Below are 21937 nucleotides of genomic sequence, written 5' to 3' on the forward strand. Positions count from 1 at the left end.
TCTGGGGGTGGGTTAGGGGTTGGTCTTGGCCTCGATGGCGGCGAGGTCGCGGACGGCGTAGCGGTGGTGCTCCCACTCCTCCTCGAGGATCACGTGCAGGCAGGACAGGACGGTCTCGGGGTAGTCGGGGGCGTGGGGATTCTTGCGTGCCGCGGCCAGTGCCTCCGGGGTGACTGTGGCGAGGAAGTCGCGCACCATCGCGACGCGACCCGCCCGGACCTCAAGCACTTCGGCGTACGACGGTGTGGCCGTCACGAAGTTCGACTTGTCCAGACCGCCGTCCTCGGCGCTGGTGTCCGTTTGTCCGATCGGGTGGAACGGCTGTTCGATCTCCAGGATCGCCCGGCCCAGCCACATGTCCGTGGCAAGGACCAGGTGCCGCAGCGTCTGCGCGAACGACCACTCGCCGCCCACCGACACGTCGACCGCGTCAGCCGGCATCGCCGCGACACGCTCGAGTGTGGCCGCCCAGGTGCGCTCGAGTGCGGCCCAGGCCGTGCGCAGACCGTCCGGATCTCCGGCCCGCCGGTCGGCGCGGCCGGGAAAACGGCGGTTGAGTTCGGCCTCGACGAGCGGGATCACATCGACGTCGTTGACGCGCAAGAAGGTCTCACCGTTGGAGAGCCACGGTGCGTCGATCTCCATCTCCCGCACGTCCACGCCGCGCATCACAACCCCGGACAGGTCAGCCCCGATGAACCGGGTGCCACGCAGGTCCGCGTCGACGAATTTCGCTCCGCGCAGGTCGTCGGACCGAGTGAAAGTTCCCATGACATCTCCTTGTCGAGCGCCCTTGAGCCGTTGAGGCGAGCGAGGCTGGCATTTTCCTCAACGATCCGCACCGCTGTCGAGGCCGCGGACGATAAGTCTTCCTGGCGGCTCTCAGGGTTTTCCTACCGAGTTCTTAGCGTGCTCTGTGGGCGATGCGGGAACGTCGTCCGTCTAACTGGTTGTTGACACCAGTACGGACGAGCGGACGGGAGTTGCTGTGACAGGTTTGGGGATCGCCGAGGCGCCGGGGACCCTCCTGGCGCAGGACAGGGCTGAGTTGCGGTGCCCGGCGGACTCGGTGGTGGTGCTGGCCGGGATTCCGGGGGCCGGGAAGAGTACGTTGCTTCGCCGGCTGTTCCCGGACGGCGGTGACCACCAGGGCGTGCGGGTGTTCGACTCCGAGCGGCTGCGGGCTCGCTGGATGCCGGTGCTGGGCTCCGTCCCGTACGCGTGGTGGCGGCCGCTGCTGCACCTTGCGTACTACGTGAAGGTCCTCAGCGCGATGCGCACGGGCCCGATGATCCTCCACGACTGCGCCACTCGGCCGTGGGTACGGCGACTGATCGGTTGGCGTGCCAAGCGGTCCGGACTGGCGGTGCACCTGGTCCTGCTCGACGTACCCGGCGATGTCGCCCGCTCTGGTCAGTGGGCCCGCGGCCGGGTCGTGCGGTCGGGGAGCATGGAGACCCACTGCCGCCGCTGGCCTGACCTCCTGGCCCAGGCAGCCGCCGACCCGAGCCAGGTCGTACCCGGTGCTGTCTCCGCCGTTGTCCTCAGCCGGGGCCAGGCGAGCCGGCTCGAGCGGATCGTCTTCGAGTCGGCTCAAAGCTGACCCAGGCGGTCAGGTGGCTGGTTGGTCGAGGCGGATTTCGGGAGCGGTACGGCGCCGGTTGCGGAGCCAGTGGCCAAGGGTCACCAGGGCGAAACCGACCGCGTAGATCATCGAGGTGAAGGCGAAGTAGCCCAGGGTGCCGTCGAGCAATTGGTTCGACTGGCTCCCCGGGAACGCGTGCGTCGAGCCGTTGACCCATTCCATCACCAGATTCGCGGTCTGGAACGTGTACACGTGGCTGAACGCGATGGCGAAGACGAGGTACGCCGCGAGTCGGTTGCGCACCAACAGGCCGAGCGGCAGGGCGACGAGGATGGTCAGAATGGCGATCATGGTGGTCCTCCAGGACTCAGGTTGCTGACGAGACCACCGTCCTCGGCCAACGCGGTCTGAGGCATCGAGGCCATCGCTGGACCTCGGCCCAGTGCTGGCACGGAATCCCGCCGGCCGCGACTCGGTGGACAATCTGGCCATGAGGCGTGGGCTGATGCTTGGGGCGACGGCGGTCTGCGTCGTGTCCTGGGCCGCCCTCGTGGTGGCTGCCGCTACCGACGCAGGTAACGCCCTTGCCACCGTGGCGGACCTCTTGGGGCTGGTGCCACTCGGCCTCGCCTGGCTGATCGCCGTACGCGTGCCAACAAGCCCGGTGGGGCCGGCGCTGGCCTGGCTAGCGGCTTGCCTAGTGGGCACGCGTGCCGTCGAGACCTGGGGTGACACCACGTGGTGGGGCTCCGACGTGGTCGCTGTGATCGGTGCGGGGGCCTGGCCGTGGCAGCTGGTCGGATTCCTGATCCTGCTGCTGGTGTTTCCGACCGGTCTGCTCCCCGGTCGGCGGTGGAGGGTCCTCTGCTGGCTGGTGCCCGCCTCGGCGGCGCTGATGAACGTCGCCTTCGTCCTGTCGATGAACTACGACGACGTACCTGCGGCTCACTCGCCGATCGCCGTACCAGAGCCGCTCTGGATGCCGCTGATGTTTGCAGCCCTGGGCGTCGTCCTCGCGGTGACAGTGGGATGTCTCGCGAGTGTCGTGGTCCGCTACCGGCACGGCGATGAGCGGACCAGGCAGCAGTTGCGCTGGCTGATCCTCGCCGCCGGTGCAGTCGTGGTGCTGATGGTGGCCAGCTGGGTGGTGACCTCGCTCGGCTGGATGGGTGATGGCGCGTACGCCGGCTTCCTGCTGGGTATCGTCGTACTCGTCCCGGCCGCGGTCACCATCGCGATCCTGCGCCACGACCTGTTCGAGATCGACCGCGTCCTCAGCGACTCGGTCGCGTGGGCCCTGACTACTGCGGTGGCCGCGCTACTGACGGCCGGCCTCGTGATGGCCACCGGCTACCTGGTCGGGCGCGACTCGGTGGTCGGGCTGAGTGCCTCGGTGTTCCTGGTCGCCTTGGTGGTCCTCCCACTGCACCGGTGGTTCCACAACGCTGTCGGGCGGGTCATCGACCGGGACCGCGTCGTACTCCTCGAACGGATCAGACGGTTCGTCGACCAGGTCCGTGAGGGCTCTGCCGAGCCGGAAGCGGTCGAGCAGGTACTCCGCGACGCTGTTGGCGACCCTGCTCTGTCCCTGCTGCTGACGAGTGTTGACGATGGCCGGTACGTCGATCTGTCCGGTGAGCCTGTGCACCTGCCGCAAGACGCCGTACGCGTGCCGCTACGAACGACCGACACCGAGATCGGCCTCCTGCTCGTGCGTGACCCGTCGGCCCGGCACCTGCGACGAGTGCAGCTCGCTGTGTCAGCGGCACGCCTGCCGATCGAGGTCAGCCGGCTGCGGTTGGGGCTGCACCGGGCACTGCAGGAAGTGGACGACAGCCGCAACCGGATCGTCGCTGCCACAGTGGCCGAACGACACCGTTTGGAGCGTGACCTGCACGACGGCGCTCAGCAACAGTTGCTGGCGATCGGAATGCAACTGCGGGCCGCACAGCGCCAGCTCCCACCAGGGCATCCGGTGCTCGGTGAGCTCGACCAGGCAGTAGAGGGTCTCGAGCAGACGGTCCGCGAGCTGCGTCGCCTCGCCCACGGTGTGCGTCCGGCGAGCCTCGACGACGGTCTGGCCGCTGCACTGCGGCGACTGGCGCCTGACTGCCCGATCCCCATCCACTTCACCGTGCCCGAGGTGATGCCGCCCGAGATCGTCGCCACGACCGCCTACTTCGTCGTCGCCGAGGCGATCGCGAATGCACTGAAGCACGCGCAGGCCACCCGGATCGACGTCATCGTCCGTGAGGTTGATCAGCACCTGCATGTGTCAGTGACCGATGACGGTGTCGGCGGTGCGCCGTCGCACGGCCTGGTCACACTGCGGGACCGCGTCAATTCCGTCGGCGGCCGGCTGACCATCTCCAGCCCGCCACGGTCCGGTACGGCGATCGAGGTGGTGCTGCCATGCGCGTCCTGATCGCGGAAGACTCCGTGCTGTTTCGCGAGGGCCTCGTACGACTGCTGACTGAGTCAGGCCACGACGTGGTCGACACGACTGCGACTGCGGATGGTCTACCCGAACTGGTCCACTCAGTAAGCCCCGACATCGCCGTGATCGACGTACGTATGCCGCCGACGATGACGGACGACGGTGCGCTGGCAGCACACCTCATCCGGCAGGCCCAACCGACTCAGCCCATGCTCCTGCTGTCTCAGCATGTCGAGACCAGGCACTCGGTCCATCTGGTGTCGACTGGCGCGTTCGGCTACCTGCTGAAGGACCGCGTGCTCCGGGTCGGCGACTTCCTCGACGCCGTCGAGCGCGTGGCGGCCGGCGGCTCCGCGCTCGACCCTGACGTCGTCGCCGCGTTGCTGTCGGCCGCCGACTCCGGGCTCGGCAGGTTGTCCGCACGGGAACGCGACGTCCTAGGACTGGCCGCGGAGGGTCACTCAAACGCGGCTGTCGCCGCCCGCCTGGTGATCACCGAGCGAACTGTCGAAACCCACATCCGGTCCGTCTTCCAGAAACTCGACATCCACGAGTCGCCGCTCAGCCACCGCCGCGTCCTCGCGGTGCTCGCCTACCTACGCTCCAGCTAGGGCCGTCAGGCGGAGGCATCCGTGACGACGCTCGATGGTGCGTGAGCATGGCCACAGGATGCGCGTCGGTCCGGCTTGCAGAAGAGAACTGTCGGTGGCGGGTGATTGGCTCGAAGTTCTTGATGGGGAGGAGTGCGAGTGAAGGTTCGGGTTGGGCATGAGGTGCTGGCTGACGCGGTCGGGTGGGTGGCCAAGGGGCTGCCGAGCCGGCCGAGTGTGCCGATCCTGGCCGGGATGCTGGTGGAGGCCGGCGACGGGCAGGTGACGTTGTCCGGGTTCGACTACGAGAGTTCGGCACAGGTGAGCGTGCCGGCCGAGGTGGCGGACGGTGGGCGGTATCTGGTGTCGGGCCGGTTGCTGGCCGACATCTGCCGCAGCCTGCCGGGCGACTCGGTGGACCTGGGTGGCGAGGCGGCCCGGGTGCGGGTGGGCAGCGGGAGTTCGCGCTTCGTGCTGCAGACCCTGCCGCTCAGCGAGTATCCGGCGCTGCCCGAGCTGCCGACGGCGACCGGTGTGGTGAGCGGTGAAGTGTTCGCCCGCGCGGTCGGTCAGGTGGTCAGTGCGGCCGGTCGGGATGACACCTTGCCGGTGTTCACCGGGATCCGGGTGGAGATCCGCGGGTCGACCGTCTCCCTGCTGGCCACCGATCGGTACCGGCTCGCCCTACGGACCTTCGAATGGGAGCCGATCGATCCCACTGTCGAGGCGAATGCGCTGGTGCCGGCCCGGATGCTCGCCGACGTGGCCAAGGCGATGGCCGGTGACGAGCTCACTCTCGCGCTCGGTTCAACCCGCACAGGGGACGGGTTGATCGGGTTCGAGGGAGCCGGCCGGCGGGCGACGAGCCGGCTGATCGACGGCGACTTCCCGAAGGTCCGCAGCCTGATCCCGGCGGCGTCCGCGATCACCACCACTGTGCGGGTCGACACGGCCGTGCTGATCGAGGCGGTGAAGCGGGTCGGACTGGTGGCGGAGCGTTCGACGCCGGTGCGTCTGACCTTCGCGGACGGTACGGCGACCTTGGACGCAGGCAGCGGGGACGAGGCGCAGGCGTCCGAGTCGGTGGACGTCGTACTGACCGGCGAGCCGGTGGTGACCGGGTTCAACGCGGGCTACCTGCTGGACGCTCTGGCGTCGATCGGTGCCCCGGTCGCGCATTTCGCGTTCACCCAGCCGACCAAGCCGGCCAATCTCACCGGCCTCCACTCCACCGACGACAATCCGACGGACGAGTCGGCGTACATCCTGATGCCTATGCGCCTGCCGAACTGATGTCAAAACGCCGCGGCGGCTTCCGACCAGGAGGTGACGAGAACCCGAGTGAAGGAGTCACCGATTGAGTTCGAGCGGCACTGCGAGCTGATGCCGCCTCAACGTCGACACCAGCGGACGACCGGAGTCCCACGTCTTCTGCGAGCTGCTCATCAGCCGGTACGACGTACCGCCACGAGCGATCGCGGTCGAGGACCGATCAACCAACTGTGGTGAGAACGCGGACTTCACCCGGCGGATGGTGGATCGGCCGGGCCGGCTGTTGCTGATCCAGGATCCGACGATGCAGCGGCGGACGCATGCCTGCTTCGAGCGGTCCTTCAACGAGGACACGCGCCTCATCAGCCAGGCGCCACTGATCCCGTGGGTCGGCCCGGACCGGGTGAGTGCCGGTCCGGGCCTCCCGGAGATCTGGAGCCGCCGGCGCTTCAGCTCGCTGATCCTCGGCGAGATTCGAAGGCTGCGCGACGACGCCGATGGCTACGGTCCACGCGGCCGGAACTTCATCGATCACGTCGACATCCCCGAGCCGGTGCTTGCCGCCTACGAGCGGGTCGCGGCCGAGCACCCCGAGCTCGTGCGAGCAGCTGGGGCCTGAGGCAACCAGTTGGGGGCCCCACACCACGAGCGCCTGCTAGGGCGCGGGAACCGTCAGCTCGCCCCGGTGAAAGAAGCAGTCAGAGCCGCGGCCAGCGTCTCCGGCGGGATCGTGTGGAACGTCCCGTCGTACCCCTCGACCTTTCCGTGCGGCAACGCGGCCGCCGCCTGCCTCACCGAGTCCTTCAACCACTCCGGGCTGGCGTTGCTGTAGAGCGCAAGCGTCTCGGCGGAGACAGTCGACAACAGCGAAACGGGTACGGCGCTGTCCCGCATCTGCAGGCCGTCGTACACGAGGGTGTGCGCCATCGCCTCCAGTCCCGCCCACATCGGCGTCTCCCGGATCTGGTCGACCACTTCCTTGGGCTGACCGACCGCCTCCACCATGAACAGCTCGGCCGCACCGCCGGGGTTGCCGGCGTCGACGTACTCCTGCAGCCGCTCGAGGTACCGCTCCGGCGCCGGCGGAGCGCCCTCGACCCGGAACGGCGGCTCGACGATCGCCAGCTTCTCGAATGGCAGACCGGCCTGCAGCAGCACCATCACCCCGGACGAGAACGCGCAGGCGTACCGCGCACCCGTCGCCGTGCGCACCGCGTCCAGGTCCTCCCACTCACGCTCGACCGCGTACGGCGTGGTGTCGCCAGAGTCACCGCGGCCACGCCGGTCGTAGTTGACGACGGTGAACGCGGCGGACAGCGCCTCGGCGTACCCGACGTTGAACGACCGGTCGGTGAACGCCCCGGCGATGAGCACCAGTCCCGGCCCGCTGCCGGAGGTGTCGTACGCGATCTCAGTGCCGTCCTTCGAGACAACCTTGTCCATCACAGCTCCTTCTCGACGTCGTTCTCTGCCCATCCGTCGAACGGAGGCCGCCCAGGGAGACATCGTGGACTGTGATCCACGTCACATGACACAAGCGCGACCAGCGAAACCTTCCGGCGTCCGGCGCCCATCACTACAATTGGTTTATGTATACAGACGACTGGTATGCGGTCCACACTTTGGGCCGGTCCTGATGCTGCTCCGCCAGCTGGAGTACCTCGTCGCCCTGGCCCGGGAGAAGCACTTCGCCCGGGCGGCCGACGCGTGCTACGTGTCCCAGCCGTCACTGTCCGCCGCGATCCGCAAGCTCGAGCAGGAGCTGGACGTACCGATCGTCCGCCGCGGCCGCCGGTTCGAGGGTCTCACTCCCGAGGGTGAGCGGGTGCTGCTCTGGGCCCAGCGGATCCTGGCCGAGCAGGACGCCCTGCGACACGAGCTGTCGGTGATGCGCGGCGGTCTGACCGGGACGCTCCGGCTCGGCGCGATCCCGACCGCGATGCCCGTCGTCTCACTGCTCACCACCCCGTTCTGCGAACGGCACACGAACGCGAGGGTGACCATCGAGTCGCTGTCATCGCGCGACATCACCCAGAAGCTCGCCGAGTTCGATCTGGACGTCGCGATGACCTACCTCGACGACGACACCCTCGGCCAGGTCCGCAAGACCCCTTTGTACGAGGAGCGCTACCTCCTGCTCACCCCGCAACACAGTGAGCTCGCCGAGTTGCCGGTGGCAACATGGGCGCAGGTCGCCGAGCTGCCACTCTGCCTGCTCTCCCCCGACATGCGTAACCGCCGGATCATGAACGGCTACTTCACCGACGACGGCGCCACCGCCGCACCGGCGATCGAGAGCGACACGGTCTCCGGCCTCTACAGCCACCTGCACGGCAACCACTGGTCGACGGTGATCTCGCACGCGTGGTTGCACATGTTCGGGGTGCCCGAGGGCATGCGCGTCGTACCGCTGAAGAGTCCGGCGCACGGGCCGCGGGTCGGCCTGGTGATCGCGGCGCGCAGCCCCGAGCCGGTGCTGGCCCGCGCACTGCTCGACGTCGCCCGGCAGGCCGGTGTCCACAACGCACTGGACGAGCTGCTCGACGTGCACCTGATGGGATCGGGCTATTCCGCGCAGTTCACCTGATAGCGCGGCCCTATCTCGACATAGCAAGCAAGTCTTTGACCATGGCGCCCTGGCGGGACAACTGTGGAAGGGACGAAATCCCTTCCACACAAGGAGTTTCCCACCATGGCCAAAATCCTGTGCGTCCTGTACGACGACCCCGCCGACGGCTACCCGACGTCGTACGCACGTGACGACCTCCCGACCATCGACCACTACCCCGGCGGCCAGACGACGCCGACTCCGAAGGACATCGACTTCACGCCTGGCCAACTGCTCGGCAGCGTCTCGGGTGAACTCGGACTGCGCACCTTCCTGGAGAGCCAGGGCCACACGCTGGTCGTCACCTCGGACAAGGAGGGTGCCGACTCGGTGCTGGACCGGGAGCTGCCCGACGCCGATGTGGTGATCTCGCAACCGTTCTGGCCGGCGTACCTGACCGCCGAGCGGATTGCGAAGGCGCCCAACCTCAAGCTCGCCATCACCGCCGGTATCGGCTCCGACCACGTCGACCTGGATGCGGCGATCGGGCACGGCATGACCGTTGCCGAGGTCACCTTCTCGAACAGCATCAGCGTCGCTGAGCACGTGGTGATGATGACGCTGGGCCTTGTGCGGAACTACCTTCCGTCGCACCAGGTCGTCCTCGACGGCGGCTGGAACATCGCGGACTGCGTCGCCCGCTCGTACGACCTCGAAGGCATGCAGGTCGGCACGGTCGCGGCCGGCCGGATCGGGCTCGCCGTACTGCGCCGGCTGGCGCCCTTCGACGTCAACCTGCACTACACCGACCGGCACCGGCTGCCCGAGTCGATCGAGCGCGAGCTCAACCTGACCTTCCACCCCGACGCGGCCGACATGGTGCCGCACTGCGACGTTGTCACGATCAACGCACCACTGCACCCGGAGACCGAGGGCCTGTTCGGCGACAAGTTGCTCGGCACCATGAAACGCGGCGCCTACCTGATCAACACGGCCCGCGCGAAGATCGTCGACCGCGACGCCGTCGACCGGGCGCTCCGGAGCGGCCAGCTCGCCGGGTACGCCGGTGACGTCTGGTACCCGCAGCCGGCGCCGGCCGACCACCCGTGGCGGACGATGCCGCATCACGGCATGACGCCGCACATCTCCGGCTCGTCGCTGTCCGCCCAGGCCCGGTACGCCGCCGGCACCCGGGAGATCCTGGAGTCGTGGTTCGCGGGCACGCCGATCCGCGACGAGTACCTGATCGTCGACGGCGGCCGGCTGGCAGGCGCCGGCGCCCACTCGTACTCCACCACCACACCCGTGTAACGGGGATCACGCCCGGGGTAACCGGGATCACGTGAGACAAGGGCATAACCGGTCAGTACGACTGGTTGAATGTATACAGAAGCCAGTATTTCCCGGATCAACCGATCGGGGAACGGAGAGTCTCCGGATGGTTCCGGAGCGGAAAGGCCATGATGATCTTCACCCGTAGGTTCGGTGCTCTGGCGGCTCGCCCGCAGTTCCCGGATGCCCCGGAGCTGCAGCAAGAGCTCGACCTGGACGTCGAGCTCGCCCGCGAGCTGGCCCACCTCACCGACGAGGACACCCAGCGCCGCGACGAGACCGCCGCCTGACCGACCGCCACCATCTCAGGTCATGGGGCCCCCGGCCTGGACTGAGGAGCGCAGGGAGCGCAGCGACCGGAGTGACGAGGGAAGGCCGGGAGCAAGGCCCCATGACCACGCCGGTGCCGAAGGCCCGGCCAAAAGTACAGCACTTGGTAGACTGTCTACCAAGTGCCATCATGATCTCTTCAGCGCTTGTTCTGGGAAGGACCTCATGACGACCATCAGTGCGGGTGCGACCGACCCCATCTCCCCTGGCGTCCGGCACGTCAAGCGACCGACGCCGTTGCGTGAGTCCGTCTATGAGGCCCTGACCGAGATGATCATCGACGGGACCCTCGAGCGTGGCCGGCACCTGGTCGAGGTCGAGCTGGCCGGCATGCTGGGCGTTTCCCGGCAGCCGGTCCGCGAGGCCCTCCAGCGGCTCAACAACGAGGGCTGGGTGGACCTCCGGCCGGGCTTCGGCGCGATGGTGCATGTGCCCGCCGAGGACGAGGTCGACCAGTTGCTGGCCGCCCGGGCGGCGCTGGAGTCGGAGTCCGCGCGGCTCGCGGCCCGGCACGCGACCAAGGACGACGTGGCCAGGCTCAAAGAGCTGTGCAAGGTCGGTACGGCGTACCACGAAGCCGGAGATATCGACGGCGCGGTCCGGACGAACGGCGAGCTGCACAGCCTGATCACCCAGATGTCCGGCAACAGGTTCCTGGTGGACTTCGCCGCCCAGGTGGACCGTCGGGTCCGCTGGTACTACACGCCGGTGGCGCCGGTCCGTGGTGCCGCGTCCTGGCGGGAGCACAACCGGCTGGTCAAGGCGATCGAGGTGGGCGACGAGGACAAGGCCGCGCAGACCATGCGCGAGCACACCGAGCACACCCGCAAGGCCTACCACGACCTCCAGGCCGGCAGCACCGCCGAGCCGGCCACCGACCCCGACCCGGCCCCGCGCACCCGACGCCGCCGTACGACCTGACGCCCCAGCCCCACCAACGGCCATTTGAGGGGATAACCCCCCAAATGGCCCCTTCTCCCCTCGGAATTTCAGGGGAGAAGGGGCCACATCAGCGGATATCCGTTCAAATGTCATGCGGCGCGCACACGTCACGCGACGCGTTTCTTGCGGCCGCGGCCGGTGGCGGCTTTGCGGGCCTCCAGGGCGGCGGCGAGGTGGACGTACTGCTGGACCGTCCGTTGTGCGTACTCGTTGCGATCCAGGATGCGCGGCCACCAGTGGCGGCCGACCTGCTCGTGCATCCAGAGGAAGCCGATCGCGAATCCCATGCTCACCAGCGCACGGAAGGCGAGGAACTTCCACGGCTCGACCGGCAGCCCCGGGCTCCCGGTGACGGACCACTCGGTCGCCACCGCGTGCACCAGGAGTGCCAGCGGGAAGCCGATCACCCAGTAGACCGCGGCCGGTGCGAACACCCCGGCCGGGATCTTGCCCAGTGCCAGCAGGACCGCGTACCCGGCGCCGAGCAGTACCAGTGGTACGCCGAGCGCCAGGCCGCTGACGATCGCCCAGCCGGCCGATTGTCCGACCACCGCACCCAGGGCACCGGCAACCAGGCCGCCGGCCACCCCGACCGAGGCGGCCGGGACCGAGAACTCCGCGAGCTGCTTCAGATCGACCATGTCAACCCACGACCACACCGAAGCGCACCAGGCTGTAGAACAGCAGGCCGAGGTAGAACACCGCGCCGAACCCGATGATCACGTTGCGCACCGGCCCGGGCCTGATCGGCTTGGGCAGCAGCTTGTTGTTCACCAGCAGCAACACGACGCAGTAGGCACCCATCGCGAACGTGGACAAGAAGGCGAGAATGTCCAGGATTCCCGCCGGACCGTCAGCCGGCCCGAACAGCAGGATCAGGATGCCGAAGGTGATCACACCCCAGAGGAATCCGGCGTACAGCCTCGACATCGAGAACCGCTTGGCTCCCGGCACGAAGTAGTACGTCATGTCCGCCTGACCGCGGGAGAACGAGTCGAACAGACCGAGGGTCGCGTTCAGCCCGATCAGTGCGATGAAGCCGAAGAACAACGAGCCGAGGATCGGGCCGCCGGCCGAGGCGAAGGCATCCGACATGGCGCTCAGCGCGGCCTCCCGGTCACCACCCTCGATCAGCCCGGCAACGTCCGGGTTCGTCCGGGCCGCCGACATGGCCAGCACCGTGAACGAGACCGTGACCAGCATGGTGATACCCCAGAAGAGCAGCAGTGCGTCGAATGTGACCCACTTGCGCCAGCCCTTCCACTTCGCCATCTCGGCCGGGTCGTCGGTGTCGAACATGAAGCCCCGCGACGGCATCGACTCGGCCTCATCGGCCGAGCGCAGGCCGCGCACCTTCGGGATGTGCGCACCCATACCGGCCCCGCTGTCGCGCAGTTGCAGGGTGTACCACATCTGCTGCATACCGGACGGCCCGGCGAAGGCGATCGAGCCGACCACGATCGGGAACCAGGCCTCGGACAGGGCCTTGTCCGGGAAGTACCCGAACGCGAACATGCCCGACAGCGTGCTCGCCAGGTCGTCCCAGCTGCCAACGATCGCCGCGATCACCGACGTACCGACGACCAGGAGGCCGATCAGCAGGCCGAGGAGCTTCTCGAGGAAGTTGTAGATCACCGAGAGCATGCTGAACAGCACACCGACGAAGATCAGCGCGACACAGGCAGACACCTGCCAAGGGATGCCGCTGACCTCCTCGAACGCGGCAGCCCCGGCCGACAGGTGGCCGGGCCACATATAGATCAGGATCGCCGCGACGTAGAAGAACCACATCAACGGTTTGAAGATCCGGGCCGCACCGAAGAAGATGCTCTCTCCGGTCGCCATCGCATAGCGGGCCATCTCCAGCAGCACGAACGCCTGCAGGGTGACGCCGACCATGAACAGCCAGCGGATGTCCGGCCCGAACACCAGGACGAGCCGGGGCCACATGTAGGACTCACCCATACCGACACCCAGCGCGACCAGGAAGACGGTCGGACCGAGGATGTGTATCGAGGGCGGTGCGTCCGGAAGCTTCCGGATCGGCATCGGTTCGAGCCGGCCCGCACGCCAGACCCGCTCGGTGACGGGCGCGGCGGCAGGCTCTTCGGGTACATCTGAGGTCTTGCTCGTGACGTCCAAGGCGGACTCCTTAGATCGACGCCAGCTGCTGACTTACCGCTCCCCCGTGCACTCCCCCCGGTCCAAAAGCATCACCGGCTTCCTCCAAGCGATGAACAATCGGGCTAGGGCAGGTTTGATGGTCCAACGCCGCACCGAGTGCCGCGCAGTAGGCGGGGGGCCATCAGACCTGCCCTGGTGAACCGAGCGGACCCGCGTTCCGGGCCCAGCGGTACTTGGCACCGAGTACCTGGACCGGCGTCTCGGTGGTGTACGGGTAGGCGACCACACCGTGGTCGAACAGGTACTGACTGGCTTCCTCGACCTCGACGTCACCGGACAGCGAGGCGACCACCGGCTTGTCGATGCCCTTGGCCCGGTACTCCTCGACCACCTCGGCGACCAGCTTCGCGAACACCATCGGCGGTGTCACGATCGTGTGCCAGTAGCCCAGGATCAAGGCATGGATCCGGTCATCGGAAAGCCCGAGCGCGATGGTGTTCCGGTACGTCGACGGCGGCTCACCGCCGGTGATGTCGACCGGGTTGCCGGAGGCACCGAACGGCGGGATGAACTTCTTGAACGCCTCGTCCAGATCGGCCGGCATCGACATCAGCTGCAGGCCGTTGTCCACACACGCGTCCGACAGCAGTACGCCGGAACCGCCCGCGCCGGTGATGATGACGACGTTCTCGCCCTTCGGCGTCGGCAGCAGCGGGATGCCGCGGGCGTACTGGAGCATCTCGTTCAGCCCCGGCGCCCGGACCACACCGCTCTGCCGGAGGATGTCGTCGTACACCTTGTCGTTGCCGGCCAGTGCACCGGTGTGCGAGCTGGCCGCCCGCGCGCCCATGTCGGTCCGGCCGGCCTTCAGCACGACGACCGGCTTCTTCTTCGACACCCGGGACGCCGTCTCGGCGAACGCCCGGCCGTCCTTCAAATCCTCCAGATGCATGGCGATCAGGTTGGTGTTGTCGTCGTTCTCGAAGAACGTGAGGAGGTCATCCTCGTCGATGTCGGCCTTGTTGCCTACCCCAACGATCGCCGAGACGCCCATCCGGCTGGACCGGCTGAAGCCGAGGATCGCCATCCCGATGCCTCCGCTCTGTGACGACAACGCGACACTGCCGCGGACGTCGTACGGCGTGCAGAACGTCGCGCACAGGCTCTCCGGCAGGTAGTAGTAGCCGTAGATGTTCGGCCCGAGAATGCGCACGTTGTGCTTGCGCGCGATCGCGACGACCTCGTCCTGCAGTTCCTGCTCGCCGGTCTCGGCGAACCCGGACGGGATCAGGATCGCCCCGGCCACGCCCTTCTCACCGCACTGCTCGAGCGCACCGCCGACGAACTTGGCCGGTACGGCGAACACCGCGACGTCCACGTCACCCGGTACGTCGGTGATACTCGGGAACGCCTTCAGCCCGAGGACCTCACCGCCCTTGGGGTTGATCGGGTAGATGTCACCCTGGTACCCGCCGTTGACCAGGTTCTTCATCACCGAGTTGCCGATCTTGCCGGTCTCGTTCGAGGCCCCGATCACCGCGACCGCGCGCGGTTTCATGATCCGGGTCATCGCGGTCAGGATCTCCTCCTGGCTGTACCGCTCGACCGGCTTGCCGGCCTCGGCGTCGACGATAATCCGGAAGTCCACCGCGGTGGCACCGTCCGGCCCGGCCAGCACCGGGTTCAGGTCCACCTCGGCGAACTGCGGGAAGTCGGTGACCAGGTCGGACACCCGCTGGACCAGGTCGGCCACGGCGTCCTTGTCCACCGGCTTGGCACCGCGGACGCCGTCCAGCATCTCGTGCGCGCTGATCCCGTCGATCATCGAGCGAGCCTCGTCGGCCGACAGCGGGGCCAGCCGGAAGGTGACGTCCTTGAGCACCTCGACCAGGACGCCACCCAGCCCGAACGCGACCACCTTGCCGAACGTCTGGTCGGTGACCGCACCGACGATGACCTCCTGCACGTCACCGCCGGTGACCAGCATCTTCTGCACCTGTACGCCGGTGATGTCCGCGTCGGCCTGGTAGGCCTTCGCGTTGGTGACGATCTGGTCGAAGGCCTTCACCGCCGCCTCGGCGGAGTCGACGCCGACGACCACGCCACCGGCGTCGGTCTTGTGCAGGATGTCCGGCGAGACGATCTTCAGCACGACGGGGAAGCCGATCTCGGCCGCGAGACCGGCGGCTCCCTCGGCAGTCGTGGCCAACCCTTCACCCGGCGTCGGGATGCCGTACGCGTCCGCGACCTGCTTGGCCTCGGGTGCGCTCAGTGAGGTGCGGCCGTCCGCCAGAGCCTGGTCGAGGATGGTCTGGACTGCTGCCTTGTCATAGGTCATGCCTGAGCTCCTTCTTCAGGGATGCGACGGTGCTGCCATCAGGTGGGGCGTCAGACGACGCCGGCGGCCTTGAGTTCCTCGAGTTCGCTCGTGTCGATGCCGAGCGAGCCGTAGATGACGGAGTTGTGTTCGCCGAGACCGGGTGAGGTCTCGACCTGGACCGGGGAGTCGGACAGCTTGATCGGGCAGCCGACGGTCTTGAAGCTGCCGCGCTGCGGGTGCTTCACCTCGACCACGGCGCCGAGCTCGGCCAGCGTCTCGTCCTCGATCAACTCACGCGTGGACATGATCGGCCCGCAGGGCACGTTCAGCGCGTTGAGCTTGTCCATCACCTCGAACTTGGTGTGCTGCTCGGTCCACTGCTCGATCAGCGCGAACATCTTGTCCAGCTTGTCGAGCCGGGCGGCCGGCGTGGACCAGTCCGGGTCGTCGGCCAGCTCGGGCTTGCCGATCAGGCTCGCGATCGGGGCCCAGCCGGGCGGCTGGACGATCACGTAGATGTAGTCGTTCGGACCGCCCGGAGCGCACCGCAGCGCCCAGCCGGGCTGGCCGCCGCCGGAGGCGTTCCCGGACCGCGGCACCTCGTCGCCGAAATGCTCGTTCGGGTACTCAGGCAGCGGCCCGTGGGCGAGTCGCTGCTGGTCGCGCAGCTTGACCCGGCTCAGGTTGAGCACGGCCTCCTGCATCGCCACCGTGACCCGCTGGCCCTTGCCGGTGTTGGTCCGCTGGTAGAGCGCGGCCAGGATGCCGGCGACCAGGTGGATCCCGGTGCCGGAGTCACCGATCTGGGCGCCGGTGGCGGTCGGCGGACCGTCCTCGAACCCGGTCGTACTCATCGCGCCGCCCATCGCCTGGGCGACCACCTCGTAGGCCTTGAAGTCCTCGTACCGGCCCGGGCCGAAGCCCTTGATCGAGGCGAAGATCAGCTTCGGGTTGATCAGCTGCAGTCGTTCCCAGGTGAACCCCATCCGGTCGATCGCACCGGGCGCGAAGTTCTCCACCAGGATGTCGGCGTCCTTGACCAGGTCGGTGAAGATCTCCTTGCCCCGGTCGGACTTCATGTTCAGCGTGATGCTGCGCTTGTTGCAGTTCAGCATCGTGAAATAGAGGCTGTCGACGTCCGGTACGTCGCGCAGCTGCTGGCGGGTGATGTCACCGGTGGGCGCCTCCAGCTTGACGACGTCGGCACCGAGCCAGGCGAGTATCTGCGTGCAGGAGGGTCCGGACTGCACATGGGTCATGTCGAGTACGCGGACACCTTCGAGGGCCCGTTGGCCAGAAGCGGTCATGCGTGGTCCTCCAGCTACTTGTGCGGCTACTTGTACATCGTCTGGTTCATGGTTCCGGGGGCGTACGCATCCGGGTCGACCCAGACGTTGATCAGTGAGGGCAGCCCGGACTCGCGGGCCCGCTGCATGGCCGGCCCGATGTCCTTGGGGTCGCGGACCTCCTCGCCGTACCCGCCGAGCATCTTGGCGAACTCGTCGTACTTGACGTCGCCGAGGGTGTTGCCGATCCGGCCGCGGTCGTGGCCGTACTTGACCTCCTGGCCGTAGCGGATCTGGTTCATCGAGGAGTTGTTGCCGACGACACCGACGAAGGGCAGCTTGAAACGGACCAGCGTCTCGAAGTCCCAGCCGGTCAGCGAGAACGCACCGTCGCCGAACAGCGCGACCACTTCCTTGTCGGGCCGCGCGTACTTCGCCGCCAGCACGAACGGGATGCCGACACCGAGGGTGCCGAGCGGGCCCGGGTCCATCCAGTGGCCGGGTGACTTCGGCTGGACCACGCCGCCGGAGAAGGTGACGATGTCGCCGCCGTCGCCGATGTAGATCGAGTCCTCGGTGAGGAACTCGTTGATCTCATGCGCCAGCCGCAGCGGGTGGATCGGGTTGGCGTCGGACAACTGCCGGGGCAGCCGCTTCTGGTACGCCGCGTCCTCCTCGGCGCGCAACTCGGCGAACCAGGCCTTCCGGTCGGCCTTGCGGACCCGGCCGGACGAGGCCTGGGTGACGGCGGCAAGGATCGCACCCGGGTCGCCGACCAGGCCGAGGTCGACATCGCGGTTCTTGCCGACGGTGCGGTAGTCCATGTCGATCTGGACCACGGTCGCGCTCTTCGGCAGCCGGCGGCCGTAGCCCATCCGGAAGTCGAACGGCGTACCGACGATCAGGATCAGGTCGGCGTTGTTGAACCCGTACCGCCGGGACAGGTGGAAGTGGTGCGGGTCGCCGGGCGGCAGCGTGCCGCGGGCCGAGCCGTTCATGAACACCGGGATGTCGAGCGTGCGGGCGAACTCCGTCGCGGCCTCGCTGCCGCGCGACGTCCAGACCTGGCTGCCGAGCAGGACCACGGGCTTCTCGGCCCGCGACAGCAGGTCGGCCAGGGCCTCGATGTTCGCCGGGTCGCCGACGCTCCTGGTCGAGGCGCGGTAGTGGCCGGCCTCGGGGATGGTCGCCTGGTCGACCGGGACCGAGTTGTCCAGGATGTCGCGCGGGATCTCCAGGAACGACGGGCCGGGGGCGCCGTTGTAGCACTCACGCAACGCCATCGACACCATGTCGGCGGCGCGCGCGGTGTGCGGCACGGTCGCGGCGAACTTGGTGATCGGCGTCATCATGTCGACGTGCGGCAGGTCCTGCAGGGATCCCATCTTGTGCTGGTTCAGCGCGCCCTGCCCACCGATCAGCAGCATCGGGCTCTCGGCCCGGAACGCGTTCGCGACACCGGTGACGGCGTCCGTCGTCCCTGGTCCGGCGGTCACCACCGCGCAGCCGGGCTTGCCGGTCACCCGCGCGTAGCCGTCGGCCGCGTGCGCGGCGACCTGCTCGTGCCGGACGTCGACCACCGCGATGCCCTCGTCCACACAGCCGTCGTAGATGTCGATGATGTGACCGCCACAGAGGGTGAAGATCACGTCGATCCCCTCAGCCTTCAGAGCCTTGGCGACCAGGTGACCACCTGAGATCGTCGCCGGCTGTGAACCCTCGGACTCCTTCACCTCTGCGACTGGTTGGGTCTCCGACACTGTCTGCGCCATCTGCAGTCATCTCCTCGGAAGGGCCGGGGTGCGCCCCTGTCGTGTCAACACAGAATGTAGATTGCATACCGTATGGTGTAGTCGTAGTCTTACCGGAGGCCATGGCGGTTGTCCAGAGCTCGGCACCAGGAGGCTGCGATGACGATTCACGACGAACTCGACCAGACTCGCCGGGCTGTGCTGGCGCTGGAAAAATCCCTTACGGCGTTGAGGAATCGGCTCGGCCCGCATCTCGACGTACTGCGGCTGCTCGATGATCTCGACCGGTGCTCGACCGACCTACGCCGCCTCGAGCAGCAGGTCGGTGCACCACGCCGGCACGAGCTGGTGGTGATCCCGGACGGTGACCATGACCACGGACTGTGGGGCACCGGCGACGTCGACCACGAAGGTGTGGGAGCCCCCGGCCGACGCGCTCCGTAAACGAACTCCGGGCCCGGCAGACGATAGCTGCGGGGCCCGGAGTGGGTAACGGCGCAAGGTCAGCGCTGGCGGATCGCCTCGACGATCGGGTCGAGGAACTGCATCGGACGCACCAGGTCGTCGTAGTCGATCGGCGGCCGGCGGGTCTCGGCCATCTCCAGGAACGCACGCAGTCCGGGCTCGACGTACGACGTACCGAGGGTGAGCTCGCGGGCCGCGAGACCGTGCCGTCCGACGACCATGCCGTGGAACGGGACCTGACCGTCCGGTCCCGGCAGCACCAACTGGACCACGACCCGGACCCCACCGACGTCGGCGGTGGCGATGACCGTGTCGGCTACCTGTTCCACTCGCACGTCGCCAATGACGCCGGGCGCGAGCCTGAGGGCGACGTCGACCGCGTGGATGCCGTAGAAGTAGATACCGCCGTACTGACTGTCCGGATCCGCCGGGCCGGTGGTGATCACCGCCTGCGGAGCGCCGAGCGACGCCGCCTGCTCGGCCAGCGCGTCCGTGTCCGGCACCCAGCGGACGGCTGAGGACGACGTCAACGGTGCATCGTGTTCGCGCGCCGCGGCAACGATCGCCCGGGCGTCGGCCTCGGTGCAGGCGAGCGGCTTGTCCACGAACACCGGCAGGCCTTCGGCCAGGAACGGTACGGCGTGCTCCCGGTGCAGACCGCCGTGCCGGTCGGTGATGATCACGGCGTCGACCAGGCCGAGCAGGTCCGTGGGTCCGTCGACGAGCCGCTCGAGTTGCCCGGTGGCGCGGAGCTTCTCGTTGCGTTCGCTCGGGCCGCCGCTGGCGGCGACGACGCGAGTCTCCCCGGCGCGCCGCTGCACGTTCAGGTACTCGATGATGTGGTCGACGTGGGAGTTCTCCGTACCGATGATGCCGATGCGCACGTCACTGTCTCCCGCTGAGCTGGACCGGACCGCCGGTCCGGGCGGATTCGTAGATACCGAGCACCACTTCGAGCGCACGCCGGGCGTCCTGGGTGCCGATCGACGGCGGACGGCCGTCGCGCACCGCTGCGATGAAATCGAGGTACTGGTCGCGGTGAGCGTCGGCGACCGATCGGGAGACGCTCGCCTCGGCCGCCGGCTCCCCATCTGCGACCGGCTGGGCGCTCCTCGCCTGGTCCGCGGGTTCACCGTCGGCGGTGTCGAAGGCAACGAGGTCGTCCTGCTCGATCACCGCGCTGCCGCGATCGCCGTACACGGACAGCCGGACCGGCCGGCCCGGGTACGCCGCGGTCGTCGCCACGATCGACCCGATCGCTCCGCTGCGGAACCGCACGGTCGCCGCCACCGTGTCCTCGACGTCGATCCGCTCATGCGCGAGCAGGTCGCTGTACGCCTGCACCTCGACGGGCTCGCCCAGCATCCACAGCAGCAGGTCGACCACGTGGATGCCCTGGTTCATCAGGGCTCCGCCGCCGTCGAGCGCGACCGTACCCCGCCAGCCGCCGGAGTCGTAGTACTCCTGCGAGCGCCAGAAGGCCGACTCGGCGATGCCCGCGGTGATCCGGCCGAGCCGGCCCTCGGCGACAGCCTGGTGGACGAAGGCCGGAGCGTGCTGGAACCGGCGCTGGCTGATCACCGCCACGGTCAGCCCGGTCCGCTGCTCCACGTCGATGAGCCGGTCGGCCGCTGCCAGCGTCACGTCGATCGGCTTCTCCACGACAACGTGCCTGCCGGCCTCGAGCGCGGTGATGGCGGCATCGGCGTGCAGACCACTGGGCAGGCAGATGCTGACCGCGTCGATGTCCGGTCGGGCGCAGGCCTTCTCCAGCTCTGTCATCGGCTCGCCGCCGTACTTGCTGCTCATCGCGGCGGCCCGGTCCGCCTCCACGTCGACCACCGCGACCAGCTCCGCCTCGCCGGGCAGGGACGTGATCAGGCGGGCATGGGTCTCACCGATGACTCCGGCGCCCACCACTGCGAACTTCATCCGGGCAGTCCTCTCAGTTGTCCGTACGTCCACGGCACGACGACTCCGCCCGCGTCGGCACTCTCCTGGGCGAGCAGCGCGACCCGCGTTGCGGCGAACCCCGCCGCCGTACCGGTCTCGGGCTCGAGACCCGCCGACAGCGCGTCGAACGCGTCGGCCGCGGGTCGCCGACCGGGCGGCAGCTCCACCTGCCAGGGTGGGCGTTCAGTGGTTGCCGCGATCAACTTGTTCTGCGCCCAGAACAACTCCGCCGTACCCTCGGTGCCGGTCAGCCGCATCCGGTAGTCGCCGTGGTACGGCGACGCAGCGGGCGTCAGCCAGTTGACCTCGATCGTCGCGGCGATCGAGCCTGCTCTGAGCAGCAGGGACCCCGACAGCGCGAACTCGGGATCGGTGCCGTCCGCCAGCCCGGCGACCGTCCCCTCGGTCGCTCCCGACAGCAGCAGGACGAGGTCGATGTCGTGGACGGCGAGATCGCCGAGGATTCCGCCGTAGCCCTTCCTGGTGAGGAACCAGTCCGGCCGGGTGGGCCGGTTGAGCTTGTGCGGCCCGGTCGACGCGATCTGCACAAGGTCTCCCAACGAACCGTCGGCCAGCAGCGCACGAGCCGCGAGGGTTTCGGGATAGTTCCGCTTCTCCAGCAGCAAGGTGACGATACGGCCGGTCTCCTGCTGGGCGGCTTCGATCGCGTCGAGCTCGGCGCGCGTCGTACAGAGCGGTTTGTCCGCGAGCACATGGGCGCCCGCGCGGAGTGAGTCGACGACCGCCTCGGCCCGGTCCGCGTAGATCCCCGCGACCATGACGACGTCCGGTCGCAGCTCGTCGAGCAGCCGCCCGTGGTCGTCGTACGCCGGTACGTCGAACTCGCCGGCGTACCGGGCCGCCGTCGCCGGATCCGGATCCGCGACGCCGACCAGCACGAGATTCTCGCGCGCGGTCACCTCATCCAGCGCGTACCGGACATGGGCGTGCGCGGCGCCGATCACGGCCAGCCGGAGGGGTGCGGGCATGGATCGAGTCAAG

Annotated in this window: 22 protein-coding genes; 10 read left to right on the forward strand and 12 right to left on the reverse strand. The window is 68.2% G+C overall.

Going from position 1 to position 21937, the window contains the following annotated elements:
- Positions 1-12: 12 nt before the first annotated feature.
- Complete coding sequence (locus EV652_RS04495) at positions 13-771, reverse strand: DinB family protein (protein WP_132207620.1); 759 nt, start codon at positions 769-771, stop codon at positions 13-15.
- A 217-nt stretch (positions 772-988) separates the two neighbouring features.
- On the opposite strand from EV652_RS04495, the gene EV652_RS04500 reads away from it, so the two are divergent.
- Complete coding sequence (locus tag EV652_RS04500) at positions 989-1603, forward strand: AAA family ATPase (protein WP_242001544.1); 615 nt, start codon at positions 989-991, stop codon at positions 1601-1603.
- Between the two features lie 9 nt (positions 1604-1612).
- Here the strand turns inward: EV652_RS04500 and EV652_RS04505 are convergent, their stop codons facing one another.
- Positions 1613-1936 carry a hypothetical protein gene (locus tag EV652_RS04505; protein ID WP_132207621.1) on the reverse strand — a complete coding sequence of 108 codons (324 nt, stop codon included), beginning with the start codon at positions 1934-1936 and terminating at the stop codon, positions 1613-1615.
- 139 nt (positions 1937-2075) lie between these two features.
- Here EV652_RS04505 and EV652_RS04510 point away from each other — a divergent pair, with 139 nt between their 5' ends.
- The 3 genes from EV652_RS04510 to dnaN all read left to right on the forward strand — a co-directional run bounded on the left by EV652_RS04510 (position 2076) and on the right by dnaN (position 5905).
- The gene (locus EV652_RS04510; RefSeq protein WP_132207622.1) at positions 2076-4010 is read left to right on the forward strand and encodes a sensor histidine kinase; all 1935 of its coding nucleotides are present in this window, start codon (positions 2076-2078) and stop codon (positions 4008-4010) included.
- Entirely contained in the window at positions 3998-4633 is a 636-nt protein-coding gene (locus EV652_RS04515) for a response regulator transcription factor (RefSeq protein ID WP_132207623.1), read from the forward strand. The genes EV652_RS04510 and EV652_RS04515 overlap by 13 nt, the downstream gene beginning before the upstream one ends.
- Before the next feature lie 138 nt (positions 4634-4771).
- The gene (gene dnaN, locus EV652_RS04520) at positions 4772-5905 is read left to right on the forward strand and encodes a DNA polymerase III subunit beta (protein WP_132207624.1); all 1134 of its coding nucleotides are present in this window, start codon (positions 4772-4774) and stop codon (positions 5903-5905) included.
- A 57-nt stretch (positions 5906-5962) separates the two neighbouring features.
- Here dnaN and EV652_RS43920 read toward each other — a convergent pair whose 3' ends face one another.
- Positions 5963-6136 carry a hypothetical protein gene (locus EV652_RS43920; RefSeq protein ID WP_158441087.1) on the reverse strand — a complete coding sequence of 58 codons (174 nt, stop codon included), beginning with the start codon at positions 6134-6136 and terminating at the stop codon, positions 5963-5965.
- Between EV652_RS43920 and EV652_RS04525 the strand changes: the two genes are divergently transcribed.
- Positions 6057-6503 (forward strand): ElyC/SanA/YdcF family protein, encoded by a 447-nt coding sequence (locus tag EV652_RS04525; RefSeq protein WP_242001566.1) that lies wholly within the window; start codon positions 6057-6059, stop codon positions 6501-6503. The two genes, EV652_RS43920 and EV652_RS04525, sit on opposite strands and share 80 nt — an antisense overlap.
- Positions 6504-6556: 53 nt before the next feature.
- Here EV652_RS04525 and EV652_RS04530 read toward each other — a convergent pair whose 3' ends face one another.
- A complete protein-coding gene (locus EV652_RS04530; RefSeq protein WP_158441088.1) occupies positions 6557-7327 on the reverse strand; it encodes an alpha/beta fold hydrolase in 771 nt (256 codons plus the stop codon).
- A gap of 193 nt (positions 7328-7520) precedes the next feature.
- Between EV652_RS04530 and EV652_RS04535 the strand changes: the two genes are divergently transcribed.
- The 4 genes from EV652_RS04535 (at position 7521) to EV652_RS04545 (ending at position 11015) form a co-directional block, all read left to right on the forward strand.
- The gene (locus tag EV652_RS04535) at positions 7521-8471 is read left to right on the forward strand and encodes a LysR family transcriptional regulator (protein WP_132207627.1); all 951 of its coding nucleotides are present in this window, start codon (positions 7521-7523) and stop codon (positions 8469-8471) included.
- A 105-nt stretch (positions 8472-8576) separates the two neighbouring features.
- Positions 8577-9743: an NAD-dependent formate dehydrogenase gene (locus EV652_RS04540; RefSeq protein ID WP_132207628.1), complete on the forward strand. Its 1167-nt coding sequence runs from the start codon at positions 8577-8579 to the stop codon at positions 9741-9743.
- A 149-nt stretch (positions 9744-9892) separates the two neighbouring features.
- Positions 9893-10054 carry a hypothetical protein gene (locus EV652_RS43925; protein WP_158441089.1) on the forward strand — a complete coding sequence of 54 codons (162 nt, stop codon included), beginning with the start codon at positions 9893-9895 and terminating at the stop codon, positions 10052-10054.
- A 205-nt stretch (positions 10055-10259) separates the two neighbouring features.
- Positions 10260-11015: a GntR family transcriptional regulator gene (locus EV652_RS04545; RefSeq protein WP_132207629.1), complete on the forward strand. Its 756-nt coding sequence runs from the start codon at positions 10260-10262 to the stop codon at positions 11013-11015.
- A 128-nt stretch (positions 11016-11143) separates the two neighbouring features.
- On the opposite strand, the gene EV652_RS04550 is transcribed toward EV652_RS04545, so the two are convergent.
- The 5 genes from EV652_RS04550 to EV652_RS04570 form a co-directional block, all read right to left on the reverse strand.
- A complete protein-coding gene (locus EV652_RS04550) occupies positions 11144-11677 on the reverse strand; it encodes a hypothetical protein (RefSeq protein WP_132207630.1) in 534 nt (177 codons plus the stop codon).
- 1 nt (position 11678) lies between these two features.
- A complete protein-coding gene (locus EV652_RS04555) occupies positions 11679-13178 on the reverse strand; it encodes an Nramp family divalent metal transporter (protein ID WP_132207631.1) in 1500 nt (499 codons plus the stop codon).
- Positions 13179-13341: 163 nt separating this feature from the next.
- On the reverse strand, positions 13342-15498 hold the full coding sequence (locus EV652_RS04560) for an acetate--CoA ligase family protein (protein ID WP_132207632.1): 2157 nt from the start codon (positions 15496-15498) through the stop codon (positions 13342-13344).
- A 50-nt stretch (positions 15499-15548) separates the two neighbouring features.
- A complete protein-coding gene (frc, locus tag EV652_RS04565) occupies positions 15549-16787 on the reverse strand; it encodes a formyl-CoA transferase (protein ID WP_132207633.1) in 1239 nt (412 codons plus the stop codon).
- Positions 16788-16813: 26 nt separating this feature from the next.
- Positions 16814-18538, reverse strand: coding sequence for a thiamine pyrophosphate-binding protein (locus EV652_RS04570; protein WP_199237991.1), 1725 nt, complete (start codon positions 18536-18538; stop codon positions 16814-16816).
- A gap of 138 nt (positions 18539-18676) precedes the next feature.
- Between EV652_RS04570 and EV652_RS04575 the strand changes: the two genes are divergently transcribed.
- On the forward strand, positions 18677-18961 hold the full coding sequence (locus tag EV652_RS04575) for an Rv0250c family protein (protein WP_132207634.1): 285 nt from the start codon (positions 18677-18679) through the stop codon (positions 18959-18961).
- 59 nt (positions 18962-19020) lie between these two features.
- Here EV652_RS04575 and EV652_RS04580 read toward each other — a convergent pair whose 3' ends face one another.
- The 3 genes from EV652_RS04580 to EV652_RS04590 are packed head-to-tail and all read right to left on the reverse strand — an operon-like array spanning position 19021 to position 21924.
- Positions 19021-19866, reverse strand: a complete 846-nt coding sequence (locus EV652_RS04580; RefSeq protein WP_158441090.1) for a Gfo/Idh/MocA family oxidoreductase — start codon at positions 19864-19866, stop codon at positions 19021-19023.
- A 1-nt stretch (position 19867) separates the two neighbouring features.
- Positions 19868-20914 carry a Gfo/Idh/MocA family protein gene (locus tag EV652_RS04585; protein ID WP_199237992.1) on the reverse strand — a complete coding sequence of 349 codons (1047 nt, stop codon included), beginning with the start codon at positions 20912-20914 and terminating at the stop codon, positions 19868-19870.
- Entirely contained in the window at positions 20911-21924 is a 1014-nt protein-coding gene (locus tag EV652_RS04590; RefSeq protein WP_132207636.1) for a Gfo/Idh/MocA family protein, read from the reverse strand. Before EV652_RS04590 ends, EV652_RS04585 begins: the two co-directional genes overlap by 4 nt.
- Positions 21925-21937: the final 13 nt, after the last annotated feature.

The sequence above is a fragment of the Kribbella steppae genome, assembly GCF_004342025.1.
Taxonomy (GTDB): domain Bacteria; phylum Actinomycetota; class Actinomycetes; order Propionibacteriales; family Kribbellaceae; genus Kribbella; species Kribbella steppae.

What these genes read in the sequence shown, in the direction of transcription:
- EV652_RS04550 (WP_132207630.1), bottom strand. Translation starts at nt 11,677, where the DNA reads ATGGTCGATCTGAAGCAGCTCGCGGAGTTCTCGGTCCCGGCCGCCTCG.
- EV652_RS43925 (WP_158441089.1), top strand. Translation starts at nt 9,893, where the DNA reads ATGATGATCTTCACCCGTAGGTTCGGTGCTCTGGCGGCTCGCCCGCAG.
- EV652_RS04505 (WP_132207621.1), bottom strand. Translation starts at nt 1,936, where the DNA reads ATGATCGCCATTCTGACCATCCTCGTCGCCCTGCCGCTCGGCCTGTTG.
- EV652_RS04570 (WP_199237991.1), bottom strand. Translation starts at nt 18,538, where the DNA reads ATGGCGCAGACAGTGTCGGAGACCCAACCAGTCGCAGAGGTGAAGGAG.
- EV652_RS04575 (WP_132207634.1), top strand. Translation starts at nt 18,677, where the DNA reads ATGACGATTCACGACGAACTCGACCAGACTCGCCGGGCTGTGCTGGCG.
- EV652_RS04585 (WP_199237992.1), bottom strand. Translation starts at nt 20,914, where the DNA reads ATGAAGTTCGCAGTGGTGGGCGCCGGAGTCATCGGTGAGACCCATGCC.
- EV652_RS04590 (WP_132207636.1), bottom strand. Translation starts at nt 21,924, where the DNA reads ATGCCCGCACCCCTCCGGCTGGCCGTGATCGGCGCCGCGCACGCCCAT.
- EV652_RS04510 (WP_132207622.1), top strand. Translation starts at nt 2,076, where the DNA reads ATGAGGCGTGGGCTGATGCTTGGGGCGACGGCGGTCTGCGTCGTGTCC.
- EV652_RS04495 (WP_132207620.1), bottom strand. Translation starts at nt 771, where the DNA reads ATGGGAACTTTCACTCGGTCCGACGACCTGCGCGGAGCGAAATTCGTC.
- EV652_RS04535 (WP_132207627.1), top strand. Translation starts at nt 7,521, where the DNA reads ATGCTGCTCCGCCAGCTGGAGTACCTCGTCGCCCTGGCCCGGGAGAAG.
- EV652_RS04545 (WP_132207629.1), top strand. Translation starts at nt 10,260, where the DNA reads ATGACGACCATCAGTGCGGGTGCGACCGACCCCATCTCCCCTGGCGTC.
- frc (WP_132207633.1), bottom strand. Translation starts at nt 16,787, where the DNA reads ATGACCGCTTCTGGCCAACGGGCCCTCGAAGGTGTCCGCGTACTCGAC.
- EV652_RS04540 (WP_132207628.1), top strand. Translation starts at nt 8,577, where the DNA reads ATGGCCAAAATCCTGTGCGTCCTGTACGACGACCCCGCCGACGGCTAC.
- EV652_RS04530 (WP_158441088.1), bottom strand. Translation starts at nt 7,327, where the DNA reads ATGGACAAGGTTGTCTCGAAGGACGGCACTGAGATCGCGTACGACACC.
- EV652_RS04515 (WP_132207623.1), top strand. Translation starts at nt 3,998, where the DNA reads ATGCGCGTCCTGATCGCGGAAGACTCCGTGCTGTTTCGCGAGGGCCTC.
- EV652_RS04560 (WP_132207632.1), bottom strand. Translation starts at nt 15,498, where the DNA reads ATGACCTATGACAAGGCAGCAGTCCAGACCATCCTCGACCAGGCTCTG.